1 protein-coding gene is annotated in these 13,129 nt (G+C 61.2%); it reads right to left on the bottom strand.

The features are described from left to right. Positions 1–14: 14 nt before the first annotated feature. Positions 15–12,938, bottom strand: a complete 12,924-nt coding sequence (locus ACOOHD_RS09825) for a PKD domain-containing protein (RefSeq protein WP_420461392.1) — start codon at positions 12,936–12,938, stop codon at positions 15–17. Between the last annotated feature and the right edge of the window lie 191 nt (positions 12,939–13,129).

The following is a 13,129-nucleotide window of genomic DNA, read 5'->3' as shown; positions in this document are numbered from 1 at the left end:
GTATCAAAGCTAACTTACCGCAGTTTCACAAACTGCTCAATCACCTGCCGGTCATCCTCAGTCACCTGTAGCTGGTACGTACCGCTCGAAAGTCCGCTCACGTCCATACGCATCCGGTGTAGCTCACTGTCCTTACCGACGAAGAACTGCCGTACCCGCCGGCCCGTAGCATCAGTGATGACCACATGCACACGTCCGGTGAAGCCACTGCGCACATCTACCATCACAAACTCGCGGGCGGGGTTGGGAAAGAGTTCTACGTGCAGTGCGTCCTGGGCTGCCGTCACCCGCTGCATGGTCGTTACCTGCGGGGGAAGTGCTTTGGCGGTGCCACAGTTGCCGGCGGCAGGTCCAGTGCCCGTGGGAAGGGCATCCAGATTGGAGAGCAGGACCTTATCTACTAGAGTACCCGGTTCGCGGTTGGCTACGGTGATAGTATGCGCACCAGCCGTGAGTATGAAACTGACCGGCCGGCCGTCATCGCTGACCTTACGCCACTCGAATCCGGTGGTCAGAATCTGATTGCCGTCGACCTCCTTCCACATCTTTAGCCACTTACCGTCGTCTACCCGCACCCAGAGGGAGTTGCGAGCCGGGTCGGGCGCGTTGAGGCGTAGGAAGAGGTAGAAGGTGGCGGCTTCCTGCACCGTCACGTTGAAGTTGATCTGCTGATCAAGCTCCTCCACCGCGGCGGCATTGTAGTCGGCCGCGCCGATGAAGTTAGCAAAGCGTCCACTGGAGGCATCGGCCGCCTGTTGTACGCGCCAGCCGGTACCCAGGCGGGCACACTCAGCTTCCAGACTGAAATCGGTGCTCTTACCATCAAAGCTATCACAGGCATCGCCAATACCATCTCCGTCACTATCAGTAGCATCGAGCGAGTATACTGCGGGGCAGTTATCGTCAGCATTGGCAACAAAATTGGTGGGCTGGTCGCAATCTTCTACTGAATCGGCGGGATCACCCAGTCCGTCTCCATCAAAGTCGGCATAGTATGTAGTCAGGCGCTGGTCGGGGTTGGGTACCGTGGGGCAGTTGTCCGCCGCGTCGGCTACGCCATCACCGTCCGTATCCTGATTGAGATCGAAGACGGTCAGGCTCAGTTGGCTCGTTCCCGTAGCTCCCTGATCGTCAGTGACCGTGAGCGTGACCCGGTAGGTACCGGCGGCAAAGGTTGCCAGGGGCTTAGCACCGCTAGCTGTACCACCGGTCCAGCGCCACTGGTAGGAAGCAATGCTACCATCGGGGTCGCTTGATCCACTGCCGTCGAACTGTACACCTAGGGGGGCGGCCCCTTCGTAAACAGAGCTTGTAGCACGCGCTATAGGTGGGGCGTTGACGGTAGCACCGCAGTTGCTGGCCGCCTCACCTACTCCGGTGGGCTCGCTGGCGTTTAGTCCGACGTATAGTTTGTCGAGCTTCGCACCACCCTCGCGCCAGGCAAAGTCGATGACGTTAGTACCCTGCTTCATGACCAGGGTTTCGCGCATGCGGTTCCAGTTAAAGGTATTATCGGTTCGAATACCACCCGACCACTTGTACCATGCCTGATTATTGACGCGTACCCAGTAGGAGTCGGTATCGCCGTTGGCGGCACTGATGCGGGCAAAGAGGGTATAGCTACCGGCCTCTGCATCGGCTAGGATGAAGCGGACCCGGTTGGCGTCGGTATCGGCCGGGGGGGTGCTGAGGGTGTTGTTGCCAGGAGAGGCCACGTAAGCATCCCCTGAGGCGGTCACATCGGTGAACGGTTTCCAGGCATTACCTACCAGCCCACACTCGGCTTCGAGCCAGAAGCTGGTCTTAGTGTATACAACTCCTTCACAGGCATCACCCACGCCGTTGCCGTCACTATCCTGCTGGTCGGGGTTAGCTTCTAGGGGGCAGTTATCGGTATTATCGAGGACGTAGCCGGCTACCGGACTACAGGACTGGACACTGCGGGCGGGGTCGCCGAAGCCGTCGCCGTCCTGGTCTAGGTAGTAGCGCTGGCCGGCTCCGATACCGGCATCGAGGGGGGCACAGTCTTCGGCATCCGCTACACCGTCGTTGTCATCATCGGGGTCACAGCTATCGCCGAGGCCATCGCTATCCGTGTCCGTAAGATCGCGGGTACTGACGCTCGGGCAGTTGTCACGGCCGTTGGTTACGAAGCCTTCGGGACGCTCACAGGCCTGTACCGCCTCGGCGGGGTCACCGTACCCATCGCCATCGCGGTCGGCGTAGTAGGTAGTCAGTTGCTGATCGGGGTTGGCGGTCAGGGGGCAGTTGTCGTCGGCGTCGATGATGCCATCGCCGTCGGTATCGGCATTGGGGTTGGTCGCGCGCACGTTCACCACGGTGGTACCGGCTCCGCCCTGCTGATCAATGACCGTGAGGGTAATGGCATAGGTGCCGGTGGGGAAGGTAGCCGTGGCCGTTGCCCCGGTGGTAGCTCCACCGGTCCAGTTCCAGGCATAGGTGGCAATCGAGCCGTCGGTATCGAAGGAGGCCCGACCGTCGAGTTGTACGGCTAGGGGTGCGGCCCCCTCAGTGGGCGTGGCCGTAGCGCGGGCTACCGGGGGCTGGTTGATGCGGGCACCGCAGTTGGTAGCCTCCTCGCCTAGCAATGTGGGTGTGCCGGTCCCCCTGGTGAGGTATAGCTTATCGAGTTTGGTTGGACCTTCCCGCCAGGCGAAATCGATGCTATTTACACCGGCCAGCAGGGGCACGCTTACGCGCATCTTATTCCAGTGGAAGGTATCATCGACTACGATACCACCCGACCACTTGTACCAAGCGCCGTTGTTGACCCGCACCCAGTAGGAGTCGCTGTCACCGTTGGCGGCGCTGATGCGCGCAAAGAGGGTATAGCTACCCGCTTCGGCCCGATTGACTACGAAGCTAACGTGATTGGCGGGCCGGTCGGCGGGTACGTTGACCAGGTCGGTATTGCCGAGGGCATCGACGTACTTCCCTCCGGAGGCGCCGGAGTCAGTGCGTACCGTCCATACGGAACCCACTCGGGCACACTCGGCCTCTAGCCAGAAGTTGGACTTAGTGACTACCGGACCATCACACACATCACCGCGGCCGTTGTTATCGGCATCCGCCTGATCCGCGTTGGCCGTATCGGGACAGTTATCGGTATTGTCCAGGACGTAGCCGGCGGGTGGGGTACAGGAAAGCTGAGCCCGGGCGGGGTCACCGAAGCCATCGTTATCCTGGTCGGCGTAGTAGAGCCGGGCCGCTCCGATGAGGGCGTCGAAGGGATCGCAGTCGTCAGTATCGCGGATGCCGTCGTTATCATCATCGTCATCACACAGATCGCCGATGCCGTCACTGTCCGTGTCCGTCAGGTCCGTGGCGTACAGGGTGGGGCAGTTATCACGCGTATTAGCTACGTAGCCAGCCGGGGCGGTACAGCCTTCGACGAAGTCATTGGGGTCACCGAAGCCATCGCGGTCGCCGTCGGCGTAGAACCGCGGCAGTCGCTGGGTGGGGTTGGCTACGAAGGGACAGTTATCAGCGCTGTCCTCTACGCCGTCGCCGTCGGCATCCAGGATGTTGCGGCCTACGGTGAGGTCGACCACATCGGTACCCGTCAGGTCCTTATCATCGGTGACCGTAAGGGTAACCGTATAATTACCTTCAGCGAAGGTCACGCGGGCACTCGGTCCGGTGGCACTACCGCCATCCCACTGCCAGGCGTAGGTCGCAATGCTACCGTTGTTGTCGTAAGAGGCCGTAGCATCCAGGTTGACCGATAGCGGTGCCGGGCCACTGAGCGGGGTAGCCCGGGCCACCGCGACGGGGGCGGTGTTGGCTCCCGTGTTGCCGCTACCATTCGGGATGATCTCGATGGCGGAGAGTTTCGGCTGATTTGCGCCACCTACCTGGGAGCGGGCGTCTAGCCGGAGGTCAAACCGGCCATCGGCGACTGTCACTGCGTAGGTTTTGACTACGGCGGTGAGGGTACCTACCTCGGCGATGATGTCGTAGTCGTCCAGTACGCGCTCGCCCTCCAGCAGCACGTCGAAGATGCGCCGGCCGGCACCGCCGGTGCCGATGGCCCCCCAGTAGATCTCGGCGAAGTGCAGCTTGACCGTGTAGTCACCATTTTCGAGCGGTAGGTCGTACCGCAGGATGTAGGGACTGCCAGCGGTACGCTCCGACTGGTAGATGGCCGGGAGGCTATTAATTGTGTTGGTGTAGCCATTGCCGTCCAGAAAATACTGGTCGGCGCTAAAGGTGTTGCCCGCGAAGCGGGCCTCGGGGCCACCGGCATTGATGCGAATAGCGGCCGTGCTACCGCTACAGGCCTCGCCCTCGTCGATCTGTCCGTCACAGTTATTGTCCTTACCGTCACAGAGCTCTGCGGCACCGGGGTGTACGGTCGCGTCGCTATCGTCGCAGTCGCCGTCGTTACTCACGAAACCTTCGATTGCACTACAGAGCAGCCTGGCGGCATCGGCATCGCCGAAGCCGTCACCATCGGCATCGCGGAAGTAGCGGTCGGCCTCGGTGATGACTACCGTAAGCTCGCTACTCGCTTTTGCGCACTGGGCGTTAGCTCCGCCTACCGTATAGGTGTATACGCCGGAGCTTGCCGTGGCGGGATCGAGGGTGCCGGCAACGGGTGCGCCGTAGAGCGACCACTGGCCACCCAGTTGCGGCGAGCCGCCCAGAGCATTTAGCTGAGTATAGAGGTCCACGCTGCTGGCATTAAGACGACACACCGTGATGCTGCCACCGTTACCCGCCGAGGCGGGGGAGAGATCCTCGGTGACGATGATGGTACTAGTAGCCGTGCAGCCATCGGTGCCCACGGCACTGACGCGGTAGCTACCGGCCCGGGTGACAGTCTGCCGCCGGCCGGTGCCGATGAGTCGGTTGTCCTGGTACCAGTAGTAGCTCGGTGAGATTGCCCCGGAGACGGCCGTGAGCTCGATGGCGCCGACCGAGCAAGTCAGGGTACTGGTTGCTGCGCTGATGCGCAGGCTGGGTGCGTTGCCATAATCGGTATTGACGGTCACACTACTACTGCCGGAGCAGGCGCCGAAGCGCAGCACCTCGGTGGTCAGGGTATAGGTACCCGGTACGCTTACGATCGGGTTTTCGGCCGCGGAGGTAAAGCCATTCGGCCCCGTCCACTTGTAAATACCCGTGTTAGTCTGTCCGTTGAGCTGTACGCTGCCGCCCTCGCACAGTATGACTTTTGGCTGTCCGTCAGCATTGGCCTGTACGGTACAGTCCAGGTCGCTACCGGTCACGTTGACCCGGAAGTCGCTGCTGGCCGTGACCCCATTCAGATCGGTGGCCGTGATGCGAATGGGCACGAAGGTGCTGGCCGCGCTGTAGGGCGCGTTGATCACGAACTCCGCGGTACGAGTGTTCACCTCGATCCAGGCGGGCAGGGGGGAGCCGTCGGTACGGGTGGCGGAATAGGTCAGGCGGTTGCCGGCGTAGCCCTGGTCGAAGGCTGTGCCGACGGCGTAGGTGCGCACCGCGCCGGGGTCGACGGTCACGTTAGCGATATCGGCCGCGGTGGGTACGGCCAGCGGACGGGCGTTGATCAGGTAGGCTACGTTGTCCTGCCAGTCACAGTTGCCGGAGCCGGTGGCGCAGCCCGTACCGATGTAGTCCTGGAGCACGATGTACTCGTTGGGGATGATGTTGCCGCGGTGATCGATGGCCTTATAGACCCGGATACCTAGGATCTTATCCTTCAGCGTGTTGGCGCTCGTGCCACCCGTGGAGCGGTAGCCGGCGATGCGAATATGGAAGGGCTCACCAACGCGGTCGGCGCGGGCTCCGGCCAAAACCTGCGAGGAATTGGTCGTTTTCGGCAGGATGCTCTGAAACCAGAGGCGGCCGTAGCTGTAGCTCATGCCGCTTACCGTGCGATTGGCGGCGTTCTGTAGCTGGGAGCCGGGCGCACCGTAACCCTGAAAGGAGGCTAGGTGGAGCATGTGGACCGGCTTATCGGGATCGGCCTGGGTGAAGAACTCCGAAAGGATCAGCGAACCCTCCTTTCCGCTATCGACCCGGTCGTAGGTGGGATAGTCCGAGCTCGGATTCGTCACCAGGCGGTTGTTTTCGTCCCGTCCCATGGTGGTCTGGAAGCCGAGTACATCGAAGATTTGCTGGGTATTGATCTCGTTACCGCCCTCGATGTAGAGCGAGAACGAGCCACTGAAGGTCACGTCGGTAGCGGCCGGATTATCGGCGTTCGAGGCCAGCACGAGTTTCTCGCGTAGTAGCACCTTGCGCTGCACCTCGTCACGGAATACGAACACCACGGTAGCATCCACAAAGTTGCCCGGTACGATCACCAGGCCGTCGGCCGGTACCTCGAGTCCGGTGACGATAAAGGCTGTAGTATCGGAGGTAGTCAGCTCGCTGATCCGCAGGGGCGCGGTGCCATCATTGTGAATGCGCATGACGTTCCGGTCATGTACCCTGGGGAGCTCTCCGTCGAAGTACTTCTCGTAGGCATTGTAATGGAAGGCGAAAAAGTCCTCGGCAGGGAAGCCGCGACTGGTGGCCGGTACTTTGGTCATGTTCTCGATGCGCACTACGGCACTGGACTCTTGTACCACCGTCAGGACGATTTCTTTACTCGCCACGTTGCCGTTACCGTCCGTAGCCTGGGCCACCACGCGGTAGTCAGCAGAGGTACTGCCGGCGGGTAGCCGTAGCTCGAGGGGGGCGGTGTAGGCCGAAAACTTCCCTCCGTTCACGCTATAGCCAAAGGCCTGAATGCCACTCCCGGAGTTGTCGCGGGCAAAAAGCGCCACGGTAGCAGTACCGGCGTAGGCTCCGGCGGCATTCTTAAATCCGGTCACCTCTGCCGTGATGGCCGGCAGCGCGCGGGCGCCATCTACCTTGGTATAGCTTACGGATACGATCTTGGAGTTGTCCGTAGAGGCCGCCCCGGTATCGTCGATGGTAAGCTTCCCATCCAGCACCTTGACGGTAGCAGCGCCGGTGCGGTAAACTTCCGCTCCGGAGGGGGCGAAGTTCTCGATCAGGATCACGCCTTCTGCGCGAAGTAGGTGGCGGCTGTTGAAGTACTGGGGGTCCCCGGCGGTCACCTCCACGCGGTAGGTACCATTGGGTACGGCAATCTCCCAGTCGCGGGGCGCACGGGGCGAAAGGTCCACCTGGTCAAGCATCGCGAAGGAGCGGAAAAGCTTATCCTCGTCCGAGCTAGCATTCGTCACCCCGCGGTCGGCACCCCGGGCACTGATGAGATTATCCTGCGGCTGCTTGGTCTCGGGGTTGATCCAGCCGTAGACCTTACCGCCGGGGCGGATGCCGTAGGCCTCTCCGGTATCGGCCAGATAACCGGCCGGGGGGGTGAAGGTATTATCCTGGAAGTTGATCTTGGCGGCTACTACAACCGTCTCACTCACAGTAGCTCGTACGGTAAGCTTGGCCGGGGCAAAGCCCGGTGCCGTAGCGGTTACGGTGGCAGTGTAATTGCCATCACTTAGGGTGTAGGCGTTGACCGCGAAGTCAAGTGGCTGACCGGTGCGTACCGTGGTAGGTAGCACGATCCAGTCCGCGTCGCCCGTCAGTTTGATGGCCGTTCCCTCCAGTGCTGCACTAGCCTTGAGTAGGGTACTGGCTGGGGTGGAAAGCTGGCCGCGGGCGGCCTCGAAGTCGAGGCGTGTCGGCGAAAAGCTCAGCACCTGCGACCCCGCCCCGCTGGGTTGGACGTTGGTAAGCAGAAAGACGTAGTCCTGGTAGTCGCCGTTGGTAGCGTCCTCGAAGCAGATCAGGTAGCTATTGCTGACGAGCTGGCCGCTGCGGTCACGGACCGGATAGATGCGGGCGCGGTGGGCAACACCGAGGTTGAGCGCGTCCTGGGTGTAGTTGGTGCGATTGAAGGACCGGGACTCGGCGTAAATACCGAAGGACGCGGTGGGGGCTACGAAGCTAGTACTACCCGAGGCCAGGCTGGGGTATAGAGTCTGGGCATTGATGATGCCGGCGGCCTGTACGCCCACTTGCGTGGTGCTGAGGGTGCCGTCCGTATTGGTGTAGTAGCCGAAGGGGAGGATTTCGGACGGAGAGTAACGAGCCACCGAAGTAATGCCCACCCGACCCGGGCCGGCCGCCTCGAAGAGGGGCGCAAGAATTTCCTCCCCCTGTGGGGTGACGGCGGTAGTATGGGCCAGGGTAGTCCAGCCCACGTCGATGCCCAGTCCAAGGGTATTGACCACATCCTGTAGCGGGGGCTCCTGACCACCCTCGAAGCCGGCCTTCTTAAGGGCGTGGAGTCCTACGTTGAAGTTGCCCTTCTGGACGCCATTGGTCTCGATGCTGAGCTGCGCCTGCTGGTAGCCGAGGTTATCCTGGGTAAGCTCCGGGGCGAAGGTGACCGTATAGGCCTGGGTGGCGGAGGGGGCCAGAGTGATATTGGCCGGGCCGCTGAAGGTGAACTGATCGGCGTAGGGACCGGTGAGGCGCAACTCGCCGATGAGTAGGTCGGTGCGGCCGGTGTTTGTGATGGTGATGGTCTTGGCGTCCGTTTGCTCGCCTTCCGTATTGACGGTGGCCTCGAAGAGGAGTTCTTCCGGAGTGGCTACGGCGAGTGGGGCGCCGGCGGGAGCTACATTGCGCACCAGCACGACCACGTCCTGGTAGTCGGGGGTGTTGATGTGCTCCTCGGTAGCTACGATGTAGGCGTTGTCCTCACCGGGTACCTTGTAGACGCGCACGTGACGGGACAAGGCGCCGCTGAAGGTGTTGAGGACATCCTCACTGTACAGCGTACGGTTGTTAAAGTAGGGCCAGCTACTATAGAAGCCGAAGGCGGCTACGCCGGGGTTGAAGCTCAGGTTACCGCTGGTGCGGGGGGTAATCGTTTGCCCGTTGCCGGCTACGGTATTACGTACGCTGAAAAGTTCCGTTGTGGACGTTACCCTGCCGCTCTCGTACCAGCCGAAATTGACGATGGGATCGTTGGCCTCCGGACCGTATATAGCCAGCACTTCCACCGTTACCTTGCCGTTGCCGGCGCGCTGGAACTGCTGGAGGCTGACCTCGTCGCCGAGTAGGTCACCGTACGTCTTGCCGGCAGGTAAATTGAGGGCCGTGGTTGTGGGGTTCTGATCGCCGACGCTGATGGGGATGCCGTAGGTGTCGAGAATCTGCTGCAGCGAGGGCTCGTTGTTGCCCCCCAGTCCGTTCTTGGCCAGTCCGCGCAACTCCACAATGACCGGATCGGCACTGCTGCCGGTGAAGGTCAGGGTAGCTACTTTAGCGCCGATGGTGGTGGGGGTGAAGCTGACCTGTACGGAGGTGGTGCTGTTTACGCCGAGGTTGGTAGAGAAGCCATTCCTGTTTAGGGTAAAATCAGCCGCGTTGGCACCGGTCAGGCTTACGCTAGCAGCCTCTAGCGCTGCATTGCCGGAGTTGGTCAGGAAGACGGTGGTCTGGGTACCGGACAAACTGCCTACGATCTCCTCCGTCAGGATGCGAGTTTTATCTACCGTAAGGAAGGGACGCCGCGTGGCCTGGTTGCCCGGCCGTAGCAGGGTGATGGATTGGGTACCAAAGTCGGAGACATAAAGGTTGCCCGTGGTGACGTCCTCGGTGATGTCCAGTGGGTCGGTAAAACCGGTAAAGCCCGGGATTCCCACCTTGACCGTCGTAATGTCCCCGTTGGGGCCGTCAGGCAGTAGGGCCATGATGTCGGAGCCGCCGCTGTAGCGACATACCAGCAGGGCGCCGCGCAGGTTGCCGTTTTCGGCATTGCTGCGGTACTCGATTACGCCGTTGGGCGACTTGTTGAACTCAAAGTTGAAGGCCGCGCCGCGGAAGTTCACGTCGGGCAGGATACCGGTGGGGTAAGTGTTTACCTCGCTGGTGCCGCTGTTCAGCACGAACTCACCGCGCAGTGGGTTGGGGTGGCCATAGAAGCCGACGGTGCTGCTGGGATCGACCCGGAACAGGTAGTCCCGCTGTACGTTATTACCGGTCACGCCGGGTACGGCAGGGTAGCGGCCGGCGGGATCATTGTAGCGGTAGACGGTGCCGTCGGGTCGGCGAGTGCCGTCGATGGAGGCCGGTGAGTTGCTACCGCCGTTGGTGCCGTTAGTAGGAATATAGAGCTGTCCGTTGGAGTGCCACACCAGGTCGAAGGCGTTCCGGATGCCGGTGGCGTATAGCGTTAGGGGGGCGTCCTTGTAGTAGGGGTTGTAGGTTCCGTCGTCGGGGAACGTCTGATTGTTCTCCCGGTAGGTCCCCGCGCCGCTGCCCAGGGTGGGGGAGTCGATGTTTACGGCATTAATGGCCGCGGCGTTCATGGTGGTCTTGGCGTTGAGGGGCCAGTCGGCTTGGGGCAGCTTATTAAGGTCCAGGCGCAGGCTGGCGGCGCTCAGCAGACGTTCCAGGCGGTTGCCCCAGGCGTTATCGGGGGCGCCGCCGGCGGTGTTGGAGCCCTGGAGGAAATAGAGTACGTTGGGCTGTCCCTCCCGGAAGGTGATGCTATTGGTGAGGTGATCGCGGCGCGAGCGGGGAAGGTTGGTGACTACGAGTGCCTCGCTGCCCAGGTCGGGACCGCTGAGCCGACTGATTTTACCGTCCCAGGCCGGGGCATCGGTCAGTCCGCCGGTACAGTGACTGACGAAGGCAACCAGATTATCGGCCGTAGCGTCGGGGGAGAACTTAAAGCCTACCGCGGAGCGCGAGCCGTAGGCATCGGGCAGGGTGGTAATGGTCGTCTTGCCGCTCAGGCTACCATCGTCGGCAATGTCGAAGCGGTCGATGGTGCCGTCGATGGTCAGGCCGTAGAGCCGTCCGTCGGGGCCAATCTCCAGGGAGGTGTAGCGGGCCTGAGTGGCCACCTTGCCACCGCTGGTGAAGGACACGGCGTCTAAGTCACCGCCACCGCCCGAAGCACCGATGCTGGTGGTGAAGGTGGAGGTGAACTTCGCGAAGGCTACTTCGGTGAGGTCCTTTACCCCGTCCACCTCAAAGCGGTAGGTCGTATTGGCCTCCAGGGGAAATAGTGGGGTCAGGTTGATGGCATCGCCGCCACCCGTGCCGTTAGCCGTGGCCGGCACCTCGGTATTGGAGGGCAGCTTATAAAGCCGAACGGTTTGGGGGCTTATGCTGCTATTGTCGACACCAAATACACCGTTGCGCCCGTTGGGCAGAAACAGCTCGTTGGCCGACACCGAAGTGTTGGGCGAGACACCTACCGCCCCATCTCTGGGCAGTACGGCGGTGATGCGGGGTACGCCACTACTGGCTACCTCGCCGATGGCGAAGTTGTCGAAGGCAAAGTCGATGGCATCCGCCGGGGCGGCCATGCGGTGGGTGCCGAATATGCCGGCAAAGGAGAGTCGTGGCGTACTGGCGGCCCCATCGTGGTTGCTGCCGGTAAAGAAGCCGGCCGGTACGCTCAGCTGGTTAGTACCCCCCTCGATAATGGACTGCGCTACGCCGCTGTTGATGACGTAGGTACCGGAGACCGTCCGCCCTACTGGGTCGAGGGCCATCTCCAGACGTAACACGTCAGCCGTAGTGGCGAATTCCTCAGTGGTCAGGGAGCTGAGGATCACCTGCGTACCGTCAGCGGGATTGGTAGATTCCACCATCAATTGCAGGCGCTGCAGTCCGCTACCGGACTTGATGGCTACCAGTTTGATGAAGTTATCCTCCCCGAGGCCATACCAAAGTCCTCCCTGCTGGGAATGATTGCCGGCACTAGCCGAAAAGGCGGGCTGATCCAGATCGACGGAAAGGGCAAAGGAGTTTGCCGGCACCTCGATCCCTACGCCCAGGGCATTAACCTGAGAGTTGTTCGCGCTGCTTGCCGGCGGCTTCTGGTAGTTAATGCCCTTGGTGCTACGAATCACGAGCTTGCCCCCTACTACGGTGATGAGTTCGGGTTGCATACCCGGCACGTTAGCGTTAGCAGCTGTGGAGGGAAACAGGTTGTTGGATGGTGCGTCCACCATGGTAAAGCCGATGCCCTGGCCGTTGCGATCATAGATACCGTTCTCGTCGCCATTGAAAGACAATTTTACGGGCAGTGTCACGGCCACCTCCTCACAGGGTAGGATACTGATAGGCGCGCAACCCGCTACGGGAGCGGCGGCAACCGAAAGCGTAAGCGTTTCCTGACTGCTGAGCTCACCGTCGGACACGATAATCCGAATGCCCGCGTAGATACCCGCATCCCCTGAGCCGGGGGCGATGCGTAGACTAGCGGTACGGTCGCCGTGGTCAGTCAGCGTAGCAAAGGCGGGTAGTTCGGCGCCGGCCCGGAAGCTCAGTTCGTCCGATCCATCATCGTCCGTAGCGCGCAGCGTGATCGTGCTTACCTCGCCCTCCGTAGCCGTCAGCTCACCGATCTGGGCCAGTACGGGCGTCTGATTGGGTGCCGCTACCGGGGCATCGGGGGCAATCTCGGCGTAGTCCAGGGTCACCTCCACGGCGCCGGGGGTACCGGTGATACTGGGATCGTTCACTGTGTTGGTATAGAGATGGCTTAGCGTAGGCTGACCCCAGACAAAGAGGTAGCCGATGTCGGTCCACTCGGTATCAGTGAGCTGCGGACCGGGAGCGAGCGACCAGCTATAGGAGACGCCGAAGAAACCATCCCAGATGCCCCGCACCACGACCTGTTGCGGTTGGCCTAGGGCTACCTTACGCTCCACGCCGTTGTCGGCCAGGTCAGTAGCGCGCACCTGCACGTATACCTCCTCGGATCGCTGGATGAGCTGGGGGTACACCCACTGGTCACCGGCGATCTGATCGTCCATCCGTACGGCGGAAAGAATCTTAGCTGTCCAGGCCGGTTCGATGCCGTCTACTCGAAATGACGTACTGAAGTAGTACGGTTGCTGAGCTTGTAGCGTAATAGATTGGGCGGTGCCGGCTAGTGACGTTAACAATAAGGTCACCAGCAGCCCGAGGGCGAGGTAGAAATTCTTCATCGTGTTGTTATAGTGTCTTACCGGCTGGGGGCCGGCAGGGATAAGCGTAAGTTCCCAGCTAGTGTCAAAAAGGCAAGTATCCTATACGCGGAAAGGCGAATAGGATGACTGACAAGGGCAAACTAACCGGTCAGAAAAAAGGTGTGTATGCTAGATGGACGTAGCTACCGACCAGGGCAGCTCGCCGCGTT

Origin of the sequence: Neolewinella sp., from assembly GCF_965214665.1 — a bacterium.
Taxonomy (GTDB): domain Bacteria; phylum Bacteroidota; class Bacteroidia; order Chitinophagales; family Saprospiraceae; genus Neolewinella.
The sequence above is the reverse complement of the archived record's forward strand: the minus strand, read 5'-3'. Positions and strand labels throughout refer to the sequence as shown.